The organism is Arthrobacter glycogeni, assembly GCF_054510815.1.
In genome coordinates this window covers 153,881-175,758 of the sequence record NZ_JBTNDV010000004.1, presented here as the reverse complement: position 1 = coordinate 175,758, position 21,878 = coordinate 153,881, and the positions used below count along the sequence as shown (strand labels likewise).

Genomic DNA, 21,878 nt, shown 5'->3' with positions numbered 1-21,878 from the left:
CCGCGATCCTGACGTCCGTCGATTGGGGTCCAAAGTCCCTTCCGCCGGGTTGGCTTCCGCATCACACTGAGGTGGTTGCCGCAATCCTGCACGCCACGTTTGGAAGGCTTTTGCATGACGTCCACACCTCCCGGTCGCTCCGGGATACCGCGTGTCCTCCTGGCCGCCTGTTTCGAGTGATGTCTCTGCCTGAGAATGGGACCAGAGAATTGGCCAGGGCCCTTGTCCCTGTGGCGCTGGAATCGGTGGGTCCGGGCCTCACCGCCGCCGACGTCGCCGTCCGGGTCGACGCTGGGCTGACCAATGAGGCGCCCGACCAATCCAGCCGAAGCCTGTGGGACATTTTCAGGGCCAACGTCCTGACCCTGTTCAACGCGATTGTCGCCGGGAGTTTCGTACTGCTCCTTTTGCTCGGTCAATGGCGGGACGCTCTCTTCGGTTTCGCAGCCGTCGGTAACGCACTGATCGGAGTGATCCAGGAATATAAGGCCAAAAAGTCTCTTGATCACCTTGCACTTCTCAACGCTCCACGCTCCCGGGTGCTTCGGGACGGCGTCGTTCAGGACATCGACTTCTCGATGGTTGTGCAGGACGACGTCCTGGTCCTTCGCGCCGGGGACCAGGTTGCCGCAGATGCAATGATTCTTGACGCCAGCGGACTGGAAATCGATGAATCGCTTTTGACTGGGGAATCGGAACCGGTGGAAAAGGATGTCGGCGCCGAAGTGCTTTCCGGTTCAAGCGTCGTCGGCGGTGAAGGCTGGGCACGAGTTACCAGGGTGGGTGCCCGATCCTTCTCGAGCCGCCTCACTGCCGAAGCCAAGCGTTTTTCCTTGGTGCACTCTGAGATCCGCCAGGGCCTCAACCAGCTCCTCCGGTGGATCACCCTGGCACTGTTACCCATCATGGCCATTGTCATCAACGGACAGATGCAGAGCCAGGGCGGCTGGCAGCTGGCCGTAGCCACCGGAAGCTGGCGACTAGGGGCGGTCGGCGCCGTCGCCAGCGTAATCGCCATGATTCCCTTGGGGCTAGTCCTCATGACAAGTGTCGCTTTCGCTGTGGGTGCGGTTCGCCTGGCCCGGCAAAAGGTGCTCATCCAGGAGTTGGCAGCGGTAGAAGGGCTTGCCCGGGTTGATGTGCTGTGCCTGGACAAGACCGGCACCCTCACCGTTGGCAAGATTGTTTTCGATGCCGCCCACGAGATCGACGCCGAGCCGCGGGCAGGGTGGAAGCATGCGCTCGGGTGGTTTGGGGCAGACCCGAACGCCAACACCACCGCCAGATGCCTGGCTGAAGCCTTCCCGCATGATGACCCGATTCGACCGCTTTCCTCCGTGCCGTTTTCCTCCGCCACGAAGTGGAGTGCGGTGAGTTTCCCCGACCGCACCCCCGAGGCAGGGACGTGGCTGTTGGGAGCCCCTGAGGTTGTCCTCGGCGGGGGGAATCCCCAGGCCGAACGCGCGCTGGAACTGGTGGCCGGTCTTGCCACATCAGGTCTTCGTACCCTTGTTCTGGCCCACGTGCGCCAGACGGCCGTTGTTAGCCTGGACGGCGAAGCTGTGCTTCCGCCCGAACCCGCCCCGGCCGTCGTCCTCACTTTTCGTGAGCAGGTCCGTCCGGACGCCGCGCAAACCCTTTCCTATTTCAAGGATGAAGGGGTCGAATTGCGGATCATCTCCGGGGACGACCCCCGAACCGTCGCGGCGGTTGCCCGCGAGGTTGGTGTATCCACGGATGGCGGCTTCGACGCCCGTCAACTCCCCGACGATCCCGACGAGCTGGCTGCAGTGATGGAACGGCATTCCGTGTTCGGTCGGGTGACTCCCGCCCAGAAAAAGGACATGGTTCGGGCGCTGCGACGAAGCGGACACGTCGTGGCCATGACCGGGGACGGAGTTAACGACGCGCTGGCGCTCAAGGAGGCCGATATCGGCATCGCCATGGACTCGGCCGCAGCCGCGACCAAGGCCGTTTCGCGGCTGATCTTACTGGACGGGCGATTCGATAGGCTCCCCGGCGTCGTCGCCGAAGGCCGCCGGGTAATCGCCAATATTGAGCGGGTCTCAATGCTTTTCCTCGCCAAGACTTCCTACGCGGTAATTCTTTCGATAACCTTCGGGGCTCTCCTCTGGGACTTTCCGTTTCTGCCCCGCCAGCTATCCGCCACAGACGGCATTACCATCGGGATTCCGGCGTTTTTCCTGGCACTCATGCCGAACACCCGCCGTTACCGGACCGGATTCCTGAAACGCTCACTATCCTTCGCCGTACCCGCTGGGTTCATCATCGCTCTCGCCGTACTTACCATCAACGCCTACTCGCTCATCACAGGATCTGGCACGCCCGCTGAAACGCGGACAGCTTCGGCGCTGGTTCTGGCCTTGATAGCGCTATGGGTGCTGGTTGTTCTCTCGCGTCCTCTCAACCGTTTACGGGTGCTGATCGTCGGAGTGATGTACGCCGCTCTCGGTCTGGTGATCTCGGCACCGCTGCTCAAGGACTTCTTCGACTTCACAATGCCCGACGGCGACCACCTGGTGGCGACTGTGCTGGCCGCTGTTGTTGGAGCCGGAGCGATCGAACTTCTGTTTCGCTCCCATCAACGACGCCTCAACCCCGACGGGCCGACAGCAGGGTCCAGAGCATGACCGATCAGGAGGGAACCTGGCACGATCGACATAAGGCCTCGCTCACCGCAGGCCAGCAAGCCGCCGATATCCTGCGGAACGGAATGGGTAGCTGGCCCTTTGTTGGAAGCTTCATCGGTTTCATGCTCGTCTGGGCTGCAATCAACACCTGGGCACTAATGGCCGACGCCTGGGACCCGTACCCCTACATCCTCCTGAATCTCCTGCTTTCCATGCTGGCGGGACTCCAGGGCGCGATTCTTTTGATTGCGGCTAAAAGACAGGATGCGATTTCCGCTGCAATGGCTCAGCACGATTTCGATACCAATCTCAAGTCAAAGGAAGAGATCGAGCTACTGATCACCATCAGTCGTGAACAACTCGAAATCCTTCGTGAGCTGAAAGCGATGAGTGTCTCAACAGCGGATGGTGAACGAAGGGAATCGGGAGACTATCGAAGGTAGTGACACGGAAAGGGCACAAAGACCCTAACGCTCGCCCAACTTGGCGGGCGAGACTAGGGTAGCCGCTGCGACCATGCGGCGCAGACGCTGGGAAGGCACATCATGGAAGCACCCACTACGCCACGCATCGTCGTGGGGGTTGACGGCTCCGAACAATCTGTTGCTGCATTGCGGTTCGCCAGGAAACTGACGCCGCCCTTCGGCGCCGTGATTCAGGCTGTCAGTACCTGGGACTATCCACCGGAGTACGCAGGGTACGTGCCCCTCGGGAGTGACAACTTCGAGGAAATCACCCAGAAGAAGCTTGATGCCGCGGTGCAGACGGCCTTCGGCGAGGATCCTCCCGAGGGATTGGAGAAGGTGGTGCTCTTTTCCCACCCGTCGAAAGGTTTGGTCAAAGCGGCGGAAGGCGCTGTGATGTTGGTGCTGGGACGTCGAGGGCACGGGACATTCAGGGGCTTGCTGATGGGGTCGGTGAGTGGCGCGTGCGTGGCACACGCCAAATGCCCGGTGCTCGTGGTTGAGGGGTCAACAGGGGAACTGCCGGAGGAACGCCTGTGAGGGCGTTGCAGTACCGCACGGTTGGCGCGGCCCCCGAGCTGGTCGATGTTCCTACTCCCGTCCCGGGACCGGGCGAGGTCTTGCTGCGTGTGACTGCCGCCGGGGTATGCCATTCGGACCAATTCATCATGGACCTGCCGGAGGGCCAGTACAGCTATGGCCTGCCCCTGACCTTGGGACACGAGGGGGCCGGGACCGTCGAATCCTGGGGAGCCGGTGTCACTGGCCTTCAGGTGGGCGACGCCATGCTCGTGTACGGACCGTGGGGGTGCGGCCGCTGCTACACCTGCGCCCAAGGCAAGGAGAACTACTGCGAGGTCGCGGCTGAGCAGGAGATCCAGCCCCCGGGGCTTGGTGCACCGGGAGCGATGGCGGAGTTCCTGCTGATCGACGACCCACGCCACCTCGTACCCCTCGGGGATCTCGACCCGGCGGCCAGCGTGTCCCTCACCGACGCCGGGCTGACCCCTACCACGCCATCAAGCAAAGCTTGCCGAAACTGGTCCCCGGGTCGACGGCGGTCCTCATCGGCGTCGGCGGACTGGGGCATGTCGGTGTCCAGATTCTTCGGGCCTTGAGTGCGGCAACGATCGTCGCCATCGACACGTCAGAGCCGAAACTTGCCCTGGCGATCGACGTCGGCGCCGACTACGCCCTGCCGCCCGGCGAGGACGCCGAAGCGCAGATCCGTTCTCTGACCGGGGGGAAGGGCGCCGCTGTGGTGTTCGACTTTGTGGGGGCGCCGATCACCACCGGCTTTGCCTCCCGGGTGGTCGGTACTGGTGGTGAGATTGCCATTGTGGGCGTCGGCAGCGGCACGGTTGACGTCGGATTCTTCTCCACGCCGTGGGATGCCGCGGCCCGCGCACCGTATTGGGGATCCAGGTCTGAGCTGATGGAGGTAGTGGAGCTGGCGCGGGCGGGGAAGATTCACGTCGAAGTCGAAGAATTTCCCCTATCCGACGCACCCGCCGCGTATCAACGACTCCGGGCCGGCACTCTTCGCGGCCGCGCGGTCATCGTCCCGGATTACGCGCCTACCGAAGGTAACCCCACGTGATCGAGACGCTGTCCTCATTATTCGCACCGGAGCGGCCCATTATTGTCGCGTTCCGTGACCGGGCCACCGGGCCGCCACTCCTGCGCTGGGCGGTGCAGCGTAGTCTGCTCACCGGACAACACGTCACAGTGTTGCACGCGATCCCTGACCAATCCCTGGTCCTACCTGTGGAGGCGGGGGGCACCCCCTATGGGAGCCTGATTGCCGCGGCCCGGCAGACACTCGACGACGAATCCCGCCTGGTGTGCGCCGAGTATCCTGACGCGCACGTGACAGCCAACGTTCACTGCGGGGACATTGTGGACGCGCTGGTGAGCCTTTCTGAGGACGCTTCGCTCATTGTGGTCGGGGCCGATCGCGTGGACGGACACACCGGTCAATACCTTGGGTCGGTCGGTCAGCAGGCGGCGCTGGGGAGCGCTGCACCCGTGGCGGTGATTCCGCGCCAATCCAGCATCGGCGCGGTGCACGACGACGGTGCTCCCGACGTCGTCAGGACCGGAACGGTGGTGGTTGGCGTGGACGGCTCGCTGGAATCCGACGCCGCGCTGCGGGTGGCCGCGGCCGAAGCCAGCCGATCTAGGCTACTGCTGACGGTGGTTACTTCAGCGAAGGCCCCGGATACGCCCGGCGACCCAGCCGGGCACTCGAGGTCGTCGGCGCTCGCGGACGTCAAGGAACAGTATCCGCAACTGACCATCGTGCGTGAGATCGACGACCAGCGGACCCCAGTGCAGTCTCTGATGTTTCACGCAGCAGGCGCCGATCTGCTGGTGATCGGTAGGCACGGGCGTGGCGCGCGGCCCGGGATTCTGCTGGGCTCGGTGACCCACACCCTCCTGCTGAATCCACGGTGCCCCACCCTGGTGGTTACTCGTCGCTCGCCGCCGGGATCTCCTGTCCCGGAGGCGCAGGCATGATGTCGAAGCTGCGGCCGGTGATGCTTGCTGGCACGATCCGCATGAAGCGGTCCTTGCGCCCAGGCTCCCACGGATGGAGCGGAAGGTGAATGGTTGACATCAGTTCAGCCGTGCGTTGGATGGTCGACGCTTGTCCTTTGATCACTACGCTCCAGGCCCGAAAGCCGTCGGCCAGGACGCCGTCGGCCTCGTACGCCACCAGTGCCCCCTCCGCTTCCCGCTGCTTGGATCCTTCAGAGGTGCGGAAGACCAGCGTGCCATGATCGACCTGCGCATTGATCGGGAAGATCTCCGGCTGCCCATCGATGCACAGGGCCAGACGTCCATAGGCGGCACCCCGCAGCAACTCCCAACAGGCGTGGGCGGGTAAAACGGATGTGGGTGTAGTCTCGGAGTCCATAGCCCGACACTATGGTCGGACGTCCCGTTCCACTAGGGCCAGAAGACCTAATCCGCAGGGCTTAGCGCGTGTAGGCGCCTTCACATTCGGCACCATCAGGAATTGAAGGTCAGGGTTCAACTCACTGGAGTCGCACAATGAGTCCCGCACCAACCACCCAGGTGACCGATCCCGGCGACCGACCTCTCCATAACTCAACCGTCCACGGCGGTGTGGACCACCTCCTCGCCGGCTTCGCGGCAATCGCTGAAAACCAGGGCCTGCAGACCGTCCTGGAGCGAGTGGTGGCGGCCGCATGTCGTTTGGTCGACGCGAAGTTCGCGGCTCTTGGCGTTATCGGTCCCGACGGCGCCCTCAGCCACTTCATCACCGTGGGCTTGGACCAGGACCAGATCGCCAGGATCGGTGCGCTGCCCGTGGGTCATGGAGTTCTTGGTTCGCTCATTAGCGAGCCGAAGCCGCTTCGCCTCGAAGACTTGCGAGACCATCCGGCAGCGTCTGGTTTCCCCCCGGGGCACCCGAAAATGACATCGTTTCTCGGCGTGCCGATCAGAGTGCGTGACACAGTGTTCGGCAACCTCTACCTCACCGAGAAGAACGGCGGCGGCGACTTCAGTCAGTCCGACGAAGATCTGACGGTGGCTCTCGCGGCCGCCGCAGGGGTCGCGATCGAAAATATGCGGCTCTTTGAAGCAGAGACGCGCCGGTCCCGGTGGCTCGAGTGCGGCCAGGACGCCGTCCGTGCCCTGTTGAACACCTCACCCGATCGGACCCTTAGCGACGTCGAACTCGTTGCGGAACACGCAAAGGCAGCTTCCGAATCGGCCCTGGTGCTCATCCTGACCCGGTTGGAATCTGACGAGTCTCTCTACTGCGAGGTGGCGCTCGGATTGCACGGCGATGACCTTCGAGGGCGGCTGGTGGGCGATGGTGCTGTCCTGCGGACGATGATGCTTCAGTTCGGCGACGTTTCAGTGCTGAATGGGCATGAACTACACGACGTGCTGCCTAGTCGGGAGGCCGAAGTCTTCGAAGCCGCCATCTATACGCGAATTACAGACAGGGGCACTCACGCCCGGTTTCTGGTCATGGCCCGGACCCGTGACGACCCGCCGTTTTCGTCGGTGGACCAGCGCATGGCAGCAGCGTTCGCCTCCCAAATCTCGACGGCCTTGGAACTGACCCAGATGCAGATTCAGCGCGAACAGGACGCCGTTTTCGGAGACCGCGACAGGATTGCGCGTGACCTGCATGACCTCGTGATCCAGCGGATGTTCGCGGCTGGACTAAGTATCCAGAGTCTCCGCAAGCACGTAGTGGGGGAGGAGCCGCTTGCACGCATAGCCTCGGTGACTACTGAGCTCGATGCGACGATCAAGGAACTGCGGGATACGATCTACTCGCTCCAGTCGGCAACGCGCAGTGAAGCAGCGCTCAGTTCGCGGATTCTGGCGTTGGTCCGTCAAGTCCTCGACGGCTCCGAGGTTGAACCAGTCGTCCATTTTTCTGGACCGCTCGACACAGCCGTTCGGGAAGCAACCGCCGCCCAAGTGGAAGCCATCGTTCGGGAGGCGCTCTCCAACGCATTGCAGCATTCATATGCCACCACCATCATGGTGTCCTTGTCCGCCGGCAAACAATGTGTCAACCTGCGGATCGCGGACAACGGACGAGGGTTTGAGCAGAACGGGCGTCTCAGCGGCCTGCGGAACATGCAGCAGCGTGCGGAGGAGCTCGGGGGACAGGTCACGATCGAATCCTCACCCGGCCAGGGCACCGCGATCGACGTGTCGCTGCCGCTCACCTGAGCCCATTGTCTCTGCACCTCCCCAGATTCACTTTGCTCCCGTCGCCCCTGCACCTCTCCGGACTCCCCTCGCTACCACCCGTCGTCTCATGGCGGTGAGCAATCTGGACTCAGGGGGTCAATGTCGACAATCCGGGCGGAAATGTCGGGCACCGAGGTCCAAATTGACCACCGAAACGGGCTCTCGGGGCCGTGCGCGAGGGGTCGTGGAGGATGGCTGCGACGACGACGACGACGGCGACCGGGCTGGCGTCAGCGCTGCGGGCTCGCCGGTCGGGAGATATAGACAGCCGCTTGCGTGCGGCGCTGGAACCCCAGCTTCGCCAGCACCGACGACACGTAGTTCTTGATCGTCTTCTCGGCCAGAAACAGTTCGGCGCCGATTTCCCGGTTGGTCATCCCTGCCCCGATGAGAGCGAGGACTTTCTTCTCCTGTACCGTCAGACCCGCCAATCGGGAATCCTCTGGCTGGACGGCTGTGAAGCCAGCGATGACCTTCGCCTTGACCTCTTCGTCGAAAAGCGACTCGCCTCTCGCTGCGCGGCGCACCTTCTCGAGCAGGTCCGAACCGACAATTTCCTTGAGAATGTAGCCAGCCGCGCCGGCCAGAATGGCACCCCGCATGGCGTCGTCGTCGTCGTAACTGGTAAGGATCACGCATTGCAGCGACGGATCCACTGACCGCACGTCGCGGCACACCTCAATGCCGTTCCCGTCAGCAAGCCGGGCATCCAGAATGGTCACATCCGGGGCAAGTGCAGGAATGCGGCGGACGGCCTCAACCGCTGAACCGGTCTCGCCGGTCACCGCGAATCCCTCGCCCTCCAGGAGGTCGCGAAGGCCGCGTCGAACCAGTTCGTGGTCATCGAGCAAGAAAACCGTCACCGGGCGGGGCGGCGTTGCCGTATCTACAGTCATCATCGTCTTTCATCATTCGTCAGTTGTTCAATCATCGGCCGCGACACTCCGCACCGGCAGTGCCATAAGACCCGGTCCATGATTTAGCCCACGGAATTATTGGTTGACCAGGTGGCTTGCCGTAGGTAGGACAGTTCGCCATCTTCACGACGGTGGCCCCGGGCCATCCGTGTTTCCACTGCAAGGAGAACGCTCAATGAATCACAACAAATTGACACCCCAGGCGGGGAACCCCGGCGGTGGCACCGCATTGGTGGTGGGCGCCTCAGGTATCGCGGGGTCAGCCCTGGTGGAGAAGCTCGCCGGTGAGGGATGGCAGGTGCTCGCCATGTCACGCAACGCAGGAACGCCCAGAGCCAACGTGCGCTACGTTCCCGCCGACCTGTCCTCGCCCCAGTCATTGACGACGGCGCTTGCCGCCGAAACCCCGACTCATGTGTTCTTCACGGCCTGGGCCCGCCAGGACACCGAGGAAGCGAACATTAGGGTGAACGCCGCCATGCTGCGGAACCTGCTTGAGGCGTTGGACAACAAGCCGGTGGTGCACGTCGCGCTGATGACCGGGCTGAAGCACTACCTCGGGCCGTTCGAAGCCTACGGAGAAGGGAACATGCCGGACACCCCGTTCCATGAAGAGGAACCCCGACTGCCGGTCAACAACTTCTACTACGCCCAGGAAGACGAACTGTGGGCGGCGGCCGCAACGCAGGGGTTCACCTGGTCGGTGCACCGTGCGCACACGGTGATCGGCCATGCCGTGGAAAATGCCATGAACATGGGCCTGACCCTCGCCGTCTACGCCGCCCTGTGCAAGGAATCCGGCCGGCCGTTCATCTTCCCCGGATCCATCACCCAGTGGAACTCCCTGACCGACATGACCGACGCCGGTCTCCTCGCCGATCACATGGTGTGGGCCGCAACCTCACCCGGCGGCGCTGACGAGGCATTCAACGTGGTCAACGGAGACGTGTTCCGGTGGCGCTGGATGTGGCAGCAACTCGCCGCCTACTTCGGGGTGCAGGCCGAAGGATTCAAGGACGAGCCCCGCCCCCTCGAGGTTCAGATGGCCGGCGCCGAGTCGCAGTGGGAGCATCTCGTTGCAGCAAACGCCCTAGCGGAACCACGCCTGGACCGGGTGGCGTCCTGGTGGCACACTGACGGGGATCTGGGCCGCAACCTTGAGGTGGTCGCTGATATGAGCAAGAGCCGCGTAGCCGGGTTCACCGGGTACCGGCGCACCCTCGACGCCTTCACAGGCCTGTTCGAACGCTACCGCGCGGAGAAGCTCATTCCCTGAGTAACGTTCGTGGGCTTAACGAGCGGCGCGACCGCCCTACCGGGCCTGGACCCTCAACCAGAGATATCCGCGCGGCGCGAGGGTGATTCCGCCGTCGAGCCGCAGCGCAGTGTCGGTCAGGAGATCGACGACGTCGGGCACGAACCCGCTCAGCGTGGTTGAGGTCACCGTCTGCGGGTCGTCGCTGAAATTCGCCAGCACCAGAACCGTCGAATGCTCGCCGGGCCGCTGGTACCCCAGCACACTGCGATTGCCGGTGGCGAAGTCGACCAGCCGGGTCCCGGCCAGCTCCGGGCTGGCCGCCCGGACCGTGATCATCCGCCGCAGGCCCGAGTAGACAGCGCCCTCCGGCGCCGAGGGATCGTGGCGGCGGGCGTACCGTGCTGCCGGATAACGCGGGCGGTGCACCCACCGGCTGTCCGCCGCATGACCAGCCTCCAACGCGTACTGATAGTCGTTGAGCTGGCCCACCTCGTCGCCCAGGTACAGCAAGGGGATCCCGCCAGTACTGAAGGTGATCGAGTGCGCCAGTAGGATACGGTCGACGGCGGCGGCCTCACCGCCCTGCAACCCGCACAACGACGCCGTCGTGCCCGAAATTCTGCAGTCGCTGGTTCGGGGGTTGTCCTGGAACGGGACGCCGCGGGCGAAGCTGCCGGGAAAGCGGTTGACGTAGAAGGAGTTCAGGAACCTGCGGTGGTCGAACCCGTTGATGCCCAGTTCCGCGGCGTCGTCGTCGGCGAAGGTCCACCCGATGTCGTCGTGGCTTCGCACATAGTTCACCCAGGTGGTGCCGTCCGGGATGGCGTGCCGGCGCTGCAGCGCCTGGGCGAGGAGCGATACGTCCCGGGTGGCAAGGGACTCCCAGATCAGCGCCATCTGTAGCGGGTTATAGGAGAGCTGGCACTCGGCCGGGTCGATGTAACGCGCCACCTCATCGGGGTGGACGATGGCCTCGGACTTGAACAGCAGCGACGGGGCAGCCATTCTGCAGACCGCGTTGAACGCCTGCAGGAGCGCGTGCGCCTCTGGGAGGTTTTCGCTGGTGGTGCCGAGCTGTTTCCAGATGAAGGCGACGGCGTCCATCCGCAGGATGTCGATGCCCTGATTGGCGAGGAACAGCATCTCGCCGGCCATGGCCCTGAACACGGCTGGGTTGGAGTAGTTCAGATCCCACTGGAAGCTGTGGAAGGTAGCCCACACCCAGCGCCCATCCGGGATGCGGACGAACGAGCCGGGATGGTCATCGGGAAAGATCTCCCGGACGTGCTGTTCAAAGGCGTCCGGCATGGAGCGGTCGGGGAAAATCCAGTAGTAGTCGCTGTAGGTGGGGTCGGCGGCTGCCGCTTTGCGCGCCCATTCGTGTTCGTTCGAGGTGTGGTTGAAGATGAAGTCCACCACCAGGGAAATCCCGTTGACCCGCAGGTCTGCGGCGAGGGCCCGGAGCTGTTCCATCGAGCCGAGTGCGGGGTTCACTTCGCGATAGCTGGAGACCGCGTAGCCGCCGTCGGAATGCGGTTCGGGGGCAAGGAATAATGGCATTAGGTGCAGGTAGGTGAGGTCCAGTTCCTTGAAGTAGGGGATCTGGGCGCGGACACCATCCAGGTTGTTCGCGTAGCGATCCACGTAGCAGACCCCGCCGAGCATGGAATTCGACAGGAACCAGCCGCTGTCCTGCTCCTTCGCGTCGTCAACGGCCTTCAGCTCCGCGGGGCGTGCCTGCCAGGAACGGGTCGCCTCCAGTACCAAGGCGGTGAGCTGGTCCAGCCAGTCGCTTTGCGGTCCGTAGAGGGAATGAAAGAGCTGGCACAGGTTCGGGAAATGGCGATCGAACCGGCGGAGGAAGGCGTCGTCGTCGTCCATCCGGTCCGACTGGGCGGCGAGGGCCGCGAGTACCTGTTGCCGGGCCTGCTGGCCGACCTGCTCTTCCACGACGTGGCGTCCCTCCGCTGATGAGTGCTGTCAGCCCTATCCTGTCATCCGATCTGAGGCCTCTGGTTCGATAGTGGTGCCGGGCGCCGATGATGACGAGGTTCCCATCGTCAGCGGCATAGACGATTCGGTGCTCGATCTGGATCACGGGTGCCTTTCCCGCCCGCCGACAGCCGTGGAGCTTTAGTCTTCGCTAACCTGATGGCGGAACCGGTCGCGCTTGGTGTGAAGATCCCAGAGGATTCCGGCGAGGACCTCGGGGTCCTTCTCCGGGTCGCCGGCGACGATTCGCCCGCCGATGATCAGCTGGGAGACCTGGATGCCTTCCTCGCCGAGAACCTCGTTGAGGAGTTGGGCGTAGGCGGCCTGGCCGGCGAACGCCACCGAGGTTCCGGTGACACCGCGACCGGGCTTGACCGCCGAGCCGCCATTGACGAACAGGATGGTGCCTCGGTTTTCGCCGAGGAACCGCATGCCGGGCACCACCTGGTGAACGGCCGCGACGGGGCCGTAGATGGAGAATTCGATGGGGCCGACCAGGTCTGCCGGGGTGGTTTCCAGTACCGGCCGCATGAAGTCTTTTTGTGGCAGCGGGCTGTACTGCAGAACCTCGATGGGCCCGAGGGTCTCGGTCACCTGTTCCAGGGCCTTCGCAATGGAGGCGGGGTCCCGCACGTCGGCGGTGAATCCCTTCGCGTGCACTCCCTCTTTGGCGAGGTCGTCAGCCAGCGCGTCGAGGCGGCCCTGATTGCGCGAGATGAGTCCGACTGCGTACCCTTCCGCGCCAAACTTCCGCGCGACGGCGGCTCCGAGTCCTGATCCTGCTCCGATGATTGCAATAGTTGTCATACTTCATGCAAGAGCTCAGTGGGCTGATGTATTCCTTAGGCCCTAGCTGCGGTCGGTGTAACGACCCTCTGATTGTCCGCTGATGGACCGGTTTGAGGAGGTCACGTAGGTGCCGCGGGTCTGGAGCGAGCCGCCGTCGCGCGTCGTGACGTAGGTTCCCTCGGCCAGCGTGCCGGGGTTGCGGGTAGTGACGTAACGCCCTCCGAGGAGGGGGAGTGGCCGGGCGACCGGTGCTGACGCCTCATGGGCGGTGGTGGTCGAGCGGGCGGGTGCGGTCCGGTTCAATAATGACATGGTAAATCTCCTATTTTTGGGCGCGGCGGAAGAGCCGAGCAGTTCAGCGTTGAAGTGGTGGTGGCCAGCGGCAATCGCGGAGTGATGCGATCGTGGGCCGTAAGTGAGAGCGGTGGCTTAACCGGTAGCGGGAGAGCCGTTGGTTTGGCAGTTGCGGCATAGTCCGTTGAAGGTGACTTCCGCCGAGTAAATAGTGAAGCCCGAATCATCGGAAGGGGTGAGACAGGGTGCCCCGCCGATGACGCAGTCAACGTCCTTAACCAACCCGCACCCAACACACGACAGGTGGTGATGATTGTCTCCGACTCTGCATTCGAACAGCGCCGGGGAGTTCGGTGGATCGAATCGTCGGACCAGTCCGGCGCCCGTGAAGGATGCGAGGATGCCGTAGACCGCCTGAGCGGACGTTCCGCTCAAGGTCTTGCGCACCTCGGCGAAGACCTGTTCGGCACTTGAGTGGGGAGCGTGCCGGAGAACTTCCAGCACGGCAACCCGAGGCAATGTCACTTTCAAACCCGAGCCCCTGATGATCCTCTTTAGAGCATCGGGGTGGGTCTGCGAGTCAGTGCCGGTGGCCATGACACAACTGTACCAGTTGTTTTGACTAGTTCAAAACAACTGTGACTGGCAGGCGTTCATCAGTCGTTTGTCCGCAGATCGTGCGGGGGCCATCTGCGGACCCTAGCGTGGGGGAACCAGTCCCAAACCCGAAGGACCTTTCAATGCAGATGCGACTACCCGCCATCCTGATCACTACGGCTCTCGCGCTCTCGGCAGTGGGCCTGAGTGCCCCGCCGGTGCAGGCCGGAGGTCTGAAGGATCGCTTCGACCTCCAGGCGCACCGCGGAGGTACCGGCCTTTACACCGAGAGCACGCTGGAATCCTTCGCCAACGCGTTGAAGCTCGGCGTGACCACACTGGAACTGGACACACAGGTGACTGACGACGGCGCCGTCGTCGTGACCCACGACCGGCAGATCAGCGCGACCAAGTGCCGCGACACCGCCCCAGCGTCACCGGATGACCCGGAATTTCCGTATGTGGGGAAGTACATCACCAACTTGACGCTCGCCCAGGTGCAGACCGTTGAGTGTGGCTATGCGCCGCTGCCACAATTCCCGGATCAGCAACTGTCGCCGGGACCGATCGTCGAACTGGCCGATGTTTTCGCTCTCGTGAAGCAGTTCCGTGCGAAGTCGGTGATGCTCAACATTGAGACCAAGGTTGAGGCGGGTGCACCGGAGCAGACTGCTCCGCGGGATGAGTTCGTGTCCGCAGTGCTGCAGGAAATTGACGAGCACAAGATGGGTCGGCAGGTCAGCGTCCAGAGCTTCGATTGGGGCGCGCTCAGGGTGGTTGAAGAGCTCAACCACCGCCTCCCCCGCGTGGCCTTGACCAACGGCGACTTCCTGCAGGTGGGTCAGCCGGGAGCGTCCCCTTGGCTAGGCGGTCTGGACGCCGACGATTACGACGGCGATCTCGTAGCGCTCGCTTCCGAGCTGGGCGTCGAAGCCATCTCACCGGTGCACGGCAACCCACAGGGAGGAGCCGTAGGGGATGAGGGGTATACGCCATACGTGACAGCACAAATGGTTGCAGACGCCCACGACGCGGGGCTGAAGGTCATCCCGTGGACGGTGGATGACCCAAACACCATGCGCTACCTGATGGACCTCGACATTGACGGGCTGATTACCGACCGCCCGGACCGACTCCGGGCGATTATGGCCGAACGCGGTCTGAAGCTGCCGAAGCAGTTCGCCGGGCCGGGTTCACGCTCGGACGACTGATTCGTCGGTTCTGCCCCCGGTAGCCTTGGACCGTGACTGAGAACTACAGGTACGACGTCGAAGTGCTGCACCTGCTCGTATCGCCTGCGCACGCGTATTTCGGTCGTGCCCGCGACGGCGCCGCTGACGTGCCCACGAGTGACGCCGACCGGGTGGACCTGGTGGCCGGCAAAGGGATTGTGGGGGACAGGTTCTTTGGCAAGGCCGCCCACATGGACGCCGCCGTGACGCTGATGGCTGTGGAGGCGCTCGAAGACATCGCTGCGGACCTGGCCGCGGCACCCTTCGACCCGCTGCTGACCCGGCGGAACGTTATCCTGCGGGGCGCCCAGCTGCATCCGCTGCTGGGTCTGGAGTTCGAGCTGGAGTCCCGCGGCGACGTCGTACGGTTGAAGGCCGGACGCCCCGCACATCCGTGCGTCTGGATGGATCGCATGCTCGCCCCCGGAGCCCACGCGGCAATGCGCGGCCGTGGCGGAGTGCGCTGTCAGCCGTTGTCGGATGGGGTGTTGCACCGTGGTCCGGCGGTATTGATCAGCCCGGTTCCCCTGGAACCGGATCGTGCCGGCGAAGCCACGCTCCGGCACCCATCCCGGTTGCCCTGACAACTTTTCGCTACTGGTGAGGAATACGTCGTCGTTCGCTGGCGTTGAGACAGGGGAAGTAAATTTTCCAGCACCCTAATCTGCAGGAGTCATCTATGCCTACGACCGTAAACGCCTACGCAGCCCCATCTGCGTCCGGGGACCTCGTCAAAACCACCATTGAGCGCCGCGACGTCGGCCCTGATGACGTGCTGATTGACATCAAGTTCGCTGGAATTTGCCACTCTGACATTCACACCGTCCGCGGCGACTGGGGACCCCAGTCCTACCCGCTGGCACCGGGCCATGAAATCGCCGGCATCGTCACCGAGGTCGGCTCCAACGTCACCAAGCACTCCGTGGGTGACCGCGTGGGTGTCGGCTGCATGGTGAACTCCTGCGGCGAGTGCAAGAACTGCGAGGCCGGCGAGGAGCAGTACTGCCTCGAGGGCAACACCGGCACCTACGGCGCCAAGGACCGCGACGGCACGATCACCCAGGGCGGTTATTCCACCCACATTGTGGTGACCGAAGCTTTTGTGATCCGCATCCCCGAAGGTATTGAGCTCGACGTCGCCGCGCCCCTGCTGTGCGCCGGCATCACCACGTTCTCACCCCTGAAGCACTGGGGCGCCGGACCGGGCAAGAAAGTCGCCGTCGTCGGACTCGGCGGACTCGGCCACATGGCCGTGAAGCTGGCCGCCGCGATGGGCGCCGAGGTCACCGTCCTTTCGCAGTCCCTGAAGAAGCAGGAAGACGGGCTCCGTCTGGGCGCCAAGCATTACTACGCCACCAGCGATGAGAACACCTTCAAAGACCTTGCCGGTTCCTTTAACCTGATCATCAACACGGTCAGTGCGTCGCTTCCCATCAGCGACTACCTCGGCCTGTTGGACCTGGACGGTGCGCTGGTCAACGTTGGTGCGCCAGCCGAACCGCTCCCCGTCAACGCTTTCGCGCTGATCGGTGGGCGCCGGTCGTTCGCCGGGTCCCTGATCGGTGGCATCCGCGAAACCCAGGAAATGCTGGATTTCTGCGCCGAGCACCACCTGGGTGCCGAGGTGGAGGTCATCTCCGCTGACAAGATCAACGAGGCCTACGAGCGCGTCCTGGCTTCGGACGTCCGCTACCGTTTCGTCATCGACACCTCAACGCTGAACTAGCGTTTGGCAGTGGCGAACCCCCGGCAGGAGCTACTCCTGCCGGGGGTTCGCGCGTTAAACTGGGGTTCATGACTGCGCACCTGAACATCACCGACGACCCCGACGCCGACCGGCTACTCTCCGAGGAGCCGCTCGCCCTGCTGATCGGGATGCTGCTGGACCAGCAAGTGGCCATGGAAACTGCGTTCATCGGTCCCGCGAAGATCAGGGACAGGCTCGGTGCGTTCGACGCTGCTACGATTGCCGGTCACGATCCGGATGCCTTCGCGGAGCTGTGCCGGACGCCGCCCGCCGTCCACCGCTATCCGGGGAGCATGGCGGCGCGCATCCAGACTCTTTGTGCCACACTGCTCGAAGACTGGGACGGCGACGCCTCCCAGATCTGGACCCGGGACGACCCCAACGGCGCGGAAGTGTTCAAGCGACTGAAGGCGCTGCCTGGGTTCGGGGAACAGAAAGCCAGGATCTTCCTCGCGCTGCTTGGCAAGCAGTACGGGTACGACGGCGACGGCTGGCGAACGACTGCCGGAGCCTACGGCGAGAAGGGCAGCTACCGATCCGTCGCCGACATTGTGGATCCGGAATCCCTGACAAAGGTACGGGAGACAAAGCGGGCAGCGAAGGCCGCCGCGAAGGCGAAGGGCTAACCCCCAACCCCCTACCTCCCAGCCCCCTCCCACCTTCCGTTGAGAAGTCAGATCGGGCGACTCGGCGGATTCGAGCGCCCGGATCCGCCAGATTTCACCCCTCGGCGGTGGGGTCTTGCGTCAAAGTGGCTGAGGGAGCGCCAGAGGTGGGGTAAGCGTCCTTCACATCATCGAGGTACGTGTTGATGCGGCGGGCACGCCGCACCTCCTCGGCGTCGACGTCCGCCATGATCAGCACCTCAGCATGGCGAGCCTCTGCCAACAAATTTCCGTGCGGACCGGCGATGCAGCTCAGACCGGTGAAGTGCGGCGGCGTGTGATTGGCATACGCCACGTAGATGCCGTTTTCCAGCGCGCGGGACGGCACCATGAGGGTGGAAATGCGTTCCGCGTTATATGTCCGGTCTCCTGGTAAGCCGTCGACATCACCCGTGAACGGCACCGCCGTGGGAACGAGAAGCGCGTCGGCGCCGCCCTGTGCTGCGGCTCTGACAAACTCCGGAAATTCGACGTCGTAGCAAATTCCCAGCGCCAATCGCAGGCCTGCATAGTCGAACACCCGCGGGGGTTGGACACCAGGGTGGAAAACTGACTTTTCCTCGGGTCCGAACAGATGAGATTTGCGATACCGGGTCCGCTCGGAACCTTCGTCGTCGAAAAACGAGGCGCTGATATAACGCTGCCCATCCTCGTCATCGACGCTGGACCCGACGATTGCGATCTGACGAAGCCGGGCAATGTCGCTTATCTGCTCGCGCACGGCCTTGCCGTCAGAAGCGCACATTCGTGCCGGCGCATAGCCGGTGACGAACAGCTCAGGAGTGACGACGACGTCCACCCCCTGGCGAGCCGCGTCAGCTGCCATCTGATCCAACCGCGCCAGATTCTCCTCAATCTCGGCTACCTTTCCGGTAGCTTGCCAGACGCCGATCCGAGCCACGGTATCTCCTTCACATTTGGATAGATTTGATTAAGTCTATTGACACCGCCCAGCTTTAGGGCTCTCATGAACCAGGAAACCGAAAGATATTCGATTATTTGAAGAGGAGGCAGACGTGGTCAGAGATTCCGCCCAGGTGCAACAGGAACTGCAGCGCCGTATAGAGGTGATTCGCACCGTCGAGGCCGCTGACCCGGCGCGACGCGCACTCAGCCGTAACGACCTGGCCGTGTATGTGGGCACCACCGTCCTGATAAGCCTGCTCGGAGTGCTGGTGATGGTCCTGTGACCGGGTCTAAAAGCACCGCTGCGGAAGAAGTAACGAACGCCAATACTTTCGGTTCCCTCCCCCTGCTGAAATCCGAGCGAGTATGGACCGCACTTGACTTCAGCTGGGTGAACGTGGCGCTCGCTATCGCGACATGGGCGTTCCTGGTGGGTGGCGCAACCGCCTCGTTCGTGGGCTTCCAGCAGGGTGTAGCTGCGATGATCATCGGAAATGCGATCGGGCTATGTTTTATGGTCCTCGCCAGCACCGTAGCCAGCCAACGGTACGGAGTAGAGCAGTACACCATTCTTCGGCCGGTCTTCGGAGTAGCGGGGGTTGGGGTGCTGGTCTTTACAGTTGTGCTGATCACCGAGATGGGGTGGTCGTCACTGCTGGGCATCATGGTGGGTCGTGCCACAACCCAGGTAGCAGGTGTTGCTACCGGGATGGAATTCGATGAGTATGGCCTGATGGTCACTTTGGGGGCCTTGGTGGCGCTCGGCGTTGCCTGGTATGTCCTCTCCCGCGGCCCCATCACGATCGGCCGTCTGAACAAGTTCATTGCACCTGGGCTTTTGATCGTCACCGCGTTGCTGATGGTCTTTCTGGTCCTTAACACTTCCTGGACAGCACTGCTGGAAGCAGCACCGCTCGCGCCATTCGATGATCCCCAGCTGAACTTCATGATCGCGGTTGAGTTCAATGTTGCTGTCGGCGTTTCGTGGTACCCGGTGATGGGCTCGCTCGCTCGGATGACCACGTCGCCGAAGGCCGCCATCTGGCCTGCCTACGGTGGACTGCTCATCGCCACCCTGCTGGCGCAGATTGTCGGCATGGGAGCGGCCCTGACCCTGGGTGACTCGGATCCCACGGTGTGGATGATCCCCTTCGGCGGTCCGCTCTTGGGTGCGTTTATCCTGTTGTTCATCTGCTTCGCCAACATCACCAGCATGTCCTCGATTGTCTACTCCACAGTGCTTGCCCTAAGGCAGTCCAGCGGTCAGTTACTCACTCGTCTGCATTGGAAATGGCTGTGTGCCGGGTTTTTCGTATTGCCTGCGTTGCTGGCGTTTTTCCCCCAGTTTATGTACGAACGATTCGTCTTATTCGTCACGCTGAGTGGTGCATTTCTCGCTTCAATGTGCGGGGCAATCATTGTTGACTACTTCATCCTGCGGAAGCAGCGCATCGACTTGGCCGAGCTCTATGCCCCCGGAGCCAAGAGTGCTTATCACCTGCCCGGCGGGGTGAACTGGGCTGGCATGGCAGCCGTGGTTGCAGGCGCTGTGTTCTACCTATGGATCTATAACCCCGTCACCCTCGAAACCCAACCCGCGTTCAACGTCATTTCCGCTTCGCTGCCCGCCGCCGTCGTCGGAGGAATCGTGTATTGGATTCTGGCGGTCGCGCTTTACCAGCGGCGAGGAATTGGTGGCTATGACCTGGCAGAACCAACCGATGTGAAGGAGTCGCACTCATGAGCATCAGCTCGCGTGCCGCGGTGCACCGCGGCAGTGGATCCGCTCTGGAGATCATCCGGATTGACGTGGCCGCGCCCGGACCGGGTACGGTGCTGGTTCGACTCGGCGCGTCGGGCGTCTGCGGCTCCGACAGGCACGTTCTCGACGGTGAATGGGAGATGCCGTCTCCCACCGTGATGGGCCATGAAGGCGCGGGTGTCGTCGAGGCTATTGGCGGGGGCGTCGAGGACGTAGCTGTTGGGGATCATGTGGTGCTCAGCTGGTTTTACCCGTGCCGGCGCTGTACCGCCTGCCTTTCCGGGAGGGCCTTTGTGTGCACTGGTAGTCGCTCGGAGGAATGTGTGCTGCCCGACGGGAGCACGCCACTGTCGGAGAACGGTGCCCCAGTGTTTCCCTATCTGGCGGTCGGGTCGATGAGCGAATATGCGGTCGTTCCCGAATCGGCTGCGGTGAAAATCCCGGCGGAAGTGCCCTTTGATGTTGCTTCACTTCTGGGATGTTCCGTATCCACTGGCGTTGGAGCAGTAGTCAACGACGCGCGGGTGGCGCCCGGTCAGTCCGCCGTCGTCGTCGGGACCGGTGGGGTGGGCCTGTCCATCATTATGGGACTGAACCTGGTGGGAGCGTCCCCAATTATCGCTGTCGATCTGAGTGAGGAGAAACTTGCGATAGCGAAACGGTTCGGGGCCACTCATACGGTGATCGCGGGTTCGGGTACCGAGCAAGTGATCCGTGAGATCACCGGTGGGGGAGCGGACTATGCGTTCGAGGCGATTGGCCGGAAAGAAACAATTGAATCGCTGCCCGGGCTGCTCGTGCGAGGGGGCACTGCCGTCCTGGTTGGTCTGCCCCCGGCCGATGAGACGGTCAGTTTCGATGGGCTGGCCTTGGCTGAAGGCGGGCTCCGGATCGTCGGATCCAATTATGGGTCGACTGTCCCCGGGCGTGACTTCCCCCGGCTGGCCGAACTGTACCTGGCCGGAAAGCTCCCAGTGGACGAGCTGATCTCAAACCGTATCGGTCTGGACGACGTCAACGAAGCATTCGATGCGATGCGTCGTGGGGAGCGGGCACGCAGTGTCATAGTGTTTTAGCCTCCTCCCAACCACAAAGGAAGTCGATGGTCAGGCCCAGCACCCGAATCCTCACTCGCGGAAAAATTTTCCGGGCAGCCTTGGAACGGTTCGATGAGAACCGGGAGTTTTCGATACCCTTGCTGGCCAAACGGCTCGGTGTTAGTCCTTCCTCTCTCTACCACCATGTGAAGGGAGGAAGGACTGAGATCCTTGAGGGCATTCGTGCTCTCATCAGTCAGGATGCGCATGACCGGGGGGACTTCCCCCGCGGCGGTGGGAGCTGGCAAGAACAGACGCGCCGCTGGGCGATCAACTATCGCCACGCCATGGGACTTCACCCCATGGTCATTCCAGCTCTCGTTGGCGAATCAGTTGACGACGAGCCAACGTTGGAAATTTATGAAGCTCTGGCTCAGATCCTTGAGACGGCTGGGTTCCGCGAAGGACTCCTGCTGGACGCGCTGTCCGTCGTGGACCTGCTCGTTCTTGGCTCCGCGATTGACGCAGCCTCCCCTGAACCGCCCTGGGAACCATCAGAACACGACCACCCCGCCCTGTCCCGGGCATTGGCGGCTCGCGCGGATATCGGGCGTCAGGATAGCGCTTTCACCCTCGGGCTCGATGCGGTCGTCACCGAACTGGAACGAAAGCTCAACACCCCAACCCCCTCCGCCGGGTAGTTACTTCCGACGACTCACAGGCGCTTTGATGGCGGATCCACCCGATCTCACACCTCGGCGACCCGGTCAATGAACGGAATGGGCTTGACAAGGCATTTTATGACGATCCATAACGCC

Annotated in this window: 23 protein-coding genes; 16 read left to right on the top strand and 7 right to left on the bottom strand. The window is 62.9% G+C overall.

Features of this window, described 5'->3' with window-relative positions; genetic code table 11:
• The first annotated feature begins 179 nt into the window (after positions 1 to 179).
• The 6 genes from ACX80G_RS06315 (at position 180) to ACX80G_RS06290 (ending at position 5,635) form a co-directional block, all read left to right on the top strand.
• Positions 180 to 2,651 (top strand): HAD-IC family P-type ATPase, encoded by a 2,472-nt coding sequence (locus tag ACX80G_RS06315; RefSeq protein ID WP_459306660.1) that lies wholly within the window; start codon positions 180 to 182, stop codon positions 2,649 to 2,651.
• Positions 2,648 to 3,094, top strand: a complete 447-nt coding sequence (locus tag ACX80G_RS06310; protein WP_459306511.1) for a DUF1003 domain-containing protein — start codon at positions 2,648 to 2,650, stop codon at positions 3,092 to 3,094. The genes ACX80G_RS06315 and ACX80G_RS06310 overlap by 4 nt, the downstream gene beginning before the upstream one ends.
• Positions 3,095 to 3,196: 102 nt before the next feature.
• Complete coding sequence (locus tag ACX80G_RS06305) at positions 3,197 to 3,655, top strand: universal stress protein (protein ID WP_459306509.1); 459 nt, start codon at positions 3,197 to 3,199, stop codon at positions 3,653 to 3,655.
• The gene (locus ACX80G_RS06300; RefSeq protein WP_459306508.1) at positions 3,652 to 4,233 is read left to right on the top strand and encodes an alcohol dehydrogenase catalytic domain-containing protein; all 582 of its coding nucleotides are present in this window, start codon (positions 3,652 to 3,654) and stop codon (positions 4,231 to 4,233) included. The genes ACX80G_RS06305 and ACX80G_RS06300 overlap by 4 nt, the downstream gene beginning before the upstream one ends.
• Positions 4,230 to 4,715 carry a zinc-binding dehydrogenase gene (locus ACX80G_RS06295; RefSeq protein ID WP_459306506.1) on the top strand — a complete coding sequence of 162 codons (486 nt, stop codon included), beginning with the start codon at positions 4,230 to 4,232 and terminating at the stop codon, positions 4,713 to 4,715. The genes ACX80G_RS06300 and ACX80G_RS06295 overlap by 4 nt, the downstream gene beginning before the upstream one ends.
• A complete protein-coding gene (locus ACX80G_RS06290) occupies positions 4,712 to 5,635 on the top strand; it encodes a universal stress protein (protein WP_459306504.1) in 924 nt (307 codons plus the stop codon). Before ACX80G_RS06295 ends, ACX80G_RS06290 begins: the two co-directional genes overlap by 4 nt.
• On the opposite strand, the gene ACX80G_RS06285 is transcribed toward ACX80G_RS06290, so the two are convergent.
• The gene (locus ACX80G_RS06285) at positions 5,586 to 6,035 is read right to left on the bottom strand and encodes a pyridoxamine 5'-phosphate oxidase family protein (protein ID WP_459306503.1); all 450 of its coding nucleotides are present in this window, start codon (positions 6,033 to 6,035) and stop codon (positions 5,586 to 5,588) included. The genes ACX80G_RS06290 and ACX80G_RS06285 overlap by 50 nt on opposite strands.
• A 137-nt stretch (positions 6,036 to 6,172) precedes the next feature.
• Here ACX80G_RS06285 and ACX80G_RS06280 point away from each other — a divergent pair, with 137 nt between their 5' ends.
• On the top strand, positions 6,173 to 7,843 hold the full coding sequence (locus tag ACX80G_RS06280) for a GAF domain-containing sensor histidine kinase (RefSeq protein WP_459306501.1): 1,671 nt from the start codon (positions 6,173 to 6,175) through the stop codon (positions 7,841 to 7,843).
• A gap of 251 nt (positions 7,844 to 8,094) precedes the next feature.
• On the opposite strand, the gene ACX80G_RS06275 is transcribed toward ACX80G_RS06280, so the two are convergent.
• Positions 8,095 to 8,763 carry a response regulator gene (locus tag ACX80G_RS06275; protein ID WP_459306500.1) on the bottom strand — a complete coding sequence of 223 codons (669 nt, stop codon included), beginning with the start codon at positions 8,761 to 8,763 and terminating at the stop codon, positions 8,095 to 8,097.
• A 193-nt stretch (positions 8,764 to 8,956) separates the two neighbouring features.
• Here ACX80G_RS06275 and ACX80G_RS06270 point away from each other — a divergent pair, with 193 nt between their 5' ends.
• Positions 8,957 to 10,057: an SDR family oxidoreductase gene (locus tag ACX80G_RS06270; RefSeq protein WP_459306498.1), complete on the top strand. Its 1,101-nt coding sequence runs from the start codon at positions 8,957 to 8,959 to the stop codon at positions 10,055 to 10,057.
• 36 nt (positions 10,058 to 10,093) lie between these two features.
• On the opposite strand, the gene ACX80G_RS06265 is transcribed toward ACX80G_RS06270, so the two are convergent.
• The 4 genes from ACX80G_RS06265 to ACX80G_RS06250 form a co-directional block, all read right to left on the bottom strand.
• On the bottom strand, positions 10,094 to 11,989 hold the full coding sequence (locus ACX80G_RS06265) for an alpha-amylase family glycosyl hydrolase (RefSeq protein ID WP_459306496.1): 1,896 nt from the start codon (positions 11,987 to 11,989) through the stop codon (positions 10,094 to 10,096).
• A 183-nt stretch (positions 11,990 to 12,172) separates the two neighbouring features.
• Positions 12,173 to 12,838 (bottom strand): SDR family NAD(P)-dependent oxidoreductase, encoded by a 666-nt coding sequence (locus tag ACX80G_RS06260; protein ID WP_459306495.1) that lies wholly within the window; start codon positions 12,836 to 12,838, stop codon positions 12,173 to 12,175.
• 42 nt (positions 12,839 to 12,880) lie between these two features.
• Positions 12,881 to 13,132 (bottom strand): hypothetical protein, encoded by a 252-nt coding sequence (locus ACX80G_RS06255; RefSeq protein WP_459306493.1) that lies wholly within the window; start codon positions 13,130 to 13,132, stop codon positions 12,881 to 12,883.
• A gap of 117 nt (positions 13,133 to 13,249) precedes the next feature.
• Positions 13,250 to 13,711 carry a Fur family transcriptional regulator gene (locus ACX80G_RS06250; protein ID WP_459306492.1) on the bottom strand — a complete coding sequence of 154 codons (462 nt, stop codon included), beginning with the start codon at positions 13,709 to 13,711 and terminating at the stop codon, positions 13,250 to 13,252.
• A 143-nt stretch (positions 13,712 to 13,854) separates the two neighbouring features.
• On the opposite strand from ACX80G_RS06250, the gene ACX80G_RS06245 reads away from it, so the two are divergent.
• The 4 genes from ACX80G_RS06245 to ACX80G_RS06230 all read left to right on the top strand — a co-directional run bounded on the left by ACX80G_RS06245 (position 13,855) and on the right by ACX80G_RS06230 (position 17,316).
• Positions 13,855 to 14,922, top strand: coding sequence for a glycerophosphodiester phosphodiesterase family protein (locus ACX80G_RS06245; RefSeq protein ID WP_459306490.1), 1,068 nt, complete (start codon positions 13,855 to 13,857; stop codon positions 14,920 to 14,922).
• A gap of 32 nt (positions 14,923 to 14,954) precedes the next feature.
• A complete protein-coding gene (locus tag ACX80G_RS06240; RefSeq protein WP_459306488.1) occupies positions 14,955 to 15,527 on the top strand; it encodes an MOSC domain-containing protein in 573 nt (190 codons plus the stop codon).
• A gap of 95 nt (positions 15,528 to 15,622) precedes the next feature.
• On the top strand, positions 15,623 to 16,669 hold the full coding sequence (locus tag ACX80G_RS06235) for an NAD(P)-dependent alcohol dehydrogenase (RefSeq protein ID WP_459306487.1): 1,047 nt from the start codon (positions 15,623 to 15,625) through the stop codon (positions 16,667 to 16,669).
• Between the two features lie 68 nt (positions 16,670 to 16,737).
• A complete protein-coding gene (locus ACX80G_RS06230; RefSeq protein ID WP_459306485.1) occupies positions 16,738 to 17,316 on the top strand; it encodes an HhH-GPD-type base excision DNA repair protein in 579 nt (192 codons plus the stop codon).
• A gap of 94 nt (positions 17,317 to 17,410) precedes the next feature.
• Here the strand turns inward: ACX80G_RS06230 and ACX80G_RS06225 are convergent, their stop codons facing one another.
• A complete protein-coding gene (locus ACX80G_RS06225; protein ID WP_459306484.1) occupies positions 17,411 to 18,256 on the bottom strand; it encodes a nitrilase-related carbon-nitrogen hydrolase in 846 nt (281 codons plus the stop codon).
• Between the two features lie 115 nt (positions 18,257 to 18,371).
• Between ACX80G_RS06225 and ACX80G_RS06220 the strand changes: the two genes are divergently transcribed.
• The 4 genes from ACX80G_RS06220 to ACX80G_RS06205 are packed head-to-tail and all read left to right on the top strand — an operon-like array spanning position 18,372 to position 21,761.
• Positions 18,372 to 18,545, top strand: coding sequence for a hypothetical protein (locus tag ACX80G_RS06220; protein WP_459306482.1), 174 nt, complete (start codon positions 18,372 to 18,374; stop codon positions 18,543 to 18,545).
• Positions 18,542 to 20,005: a purine-cytosine permease family protein gene (locus ACX80G_RS06215; RefSeq protein ID WP_459306480.1), complete on the top strand. Its 1,464-nt coding sequence runs from the start codon at positions 18,542 to 18,544 to the stop codon at positions 20,003 to 20,005. Before ACX80G_RS06220 ends, ACX80G_RS06215 begins: the two co-directional genes overlap by 4 nt.
• The gene (locus tag ACX80G_RS06210; RefSeq protein WP_459306478.1) at positions 20,002 to 21,099 is read left to right on the top strand and encodes an alcohol dehydrogenase catalytic domain-containing protein; all 1,098 of its coding nucleotides are present in this window, start codon (positions 20,002 to 20,004) and stop codon (positions 21,097 to 21,099) included. The genes ACX80G_RS06215 and ACX80G_RS06210 overlap by 4 nt, the downstream gene beginning before the upstream one ends.
• Before the next feature lie 26 nt (positions 21,100 to 21,125).
• Positions 21,126 to 21,761: a TetR/AcrR family transcriptional regulator gene (locus ACX80G_RS06205; protein WP_459306477.1), complete on the top strand. Its 636-nt coding sequence runs from the start codon at positions 21,126 to 21,128 to the stop codon at positions 21,759 to 21,761.
• Positions 21,762 to 21,878: the final 117 nt, after the last annotated feature.

Bases quoted from the DNA above. Each gene is read 5' to 3' on its own strand.
- ACX80G_RS06210 (WP_459306478.1), top strand. From the start codon at position 20,002: ATGAGCATCAGCTCGCGTGCCGCGGTGCACCGCGGCAGTGGATCCGCT.
- ACX80G_RS06250 (WP_459306492.1), bottom strand. From the start codon at position 13,711: ATGGCCACCGGCACTGACTCGCAGACCCACCCCGATGCTCTAAAGAGG.
- ACX80G_RS06275 (WP_459306500.1), bottom strand. From the start codon at position 8,763: ATGATGACTGTAGATACGGCAACGCCGCCCCGCCCGGTGACGGTTTTC.
- ACX80G_RS06255 (WP_459306493.1), bottom strand. From the start codon at position 13,132: ATGTCATTATTGAACCGGACCGCACCCGCCCGCTCGACCACCACCGCC.
- ACX80G_RS06205 (WP_459306477.1), top strand. From the start codon at position 21,126: ATGGTCAGGCCCAGCACCCGAATCCTCACTCGCGGAAAAATTTTCCGG.
- ACX80G_RS06315 (WP_459306660.1), top strand. From the start codon at position 180: ATGTCTCTGCCTGAGAATGGGACCAGAGAATTGGCCAGGGCCCTTGTC.
- ACX80G_RS06280 (WP_459306501.1), top strand. From the start codon at position 6,173: ATGAGTCCCGCACCAACCACCCAGGTGACCGATCCCGGCGACCGACCT.
- ACX80G_RS06285 (WP_459306503.1), bottom strand. From the start codon at position 6,035: ATGGACTCCGAGACTACACCCACATCCGTTTTACCCGCCCACGCCTGT.
- ACX80G_RS06310 (WP_459306511.1), top strand. From the start codon at position 2,648: ATGACCGATCAGGAGGGAACCTGGCACGATCGACATAAGGCCTCGCTC.
- ACX80G_RS06235 (WP_459306487.1), top strand. From the start codon at position 15,623: ATGCCTACGACCGTAAACGCCTACGCAGCCCCATCTGCGTCCGGGGAC.
- ACX80G_RS06260 (WP_459306495.1), bottom strand. From the start codon at position 12,838: ATGACAACTATTGCAATCATCGGAGCAGGATCAGGACTCGGAGCCGCC.
- ACX80G_RS06305 (WP_459306509.1), top strand. From the start codon at position 3,197: ATGGAAGCACCCACTACGCCACGCATCGTCGTGGGGGTTGACGGCTCC.
- ACX80G_RS06245 (WP_459306490.1), top strand. From the start codon at position 13,855: ATGCAGATGCGACTACCCGCCATCCTGATCACTACGGCTCTCGCGCTC.
- ACX80G_RS06270 (WP_459306498.1), top strand. From the start codon at position 8,957: ATGAATCACAACAAATTGACACCCCAGGCGGGGAACCCCGGCGGTGGC.
- ACX80G_RS06230 (WP_459306485.1), top strand. From the start codon at position 16,738: ATGACTGCGCACCTGAACATCACCGACGACCCCGACGCCGACCGGCTA.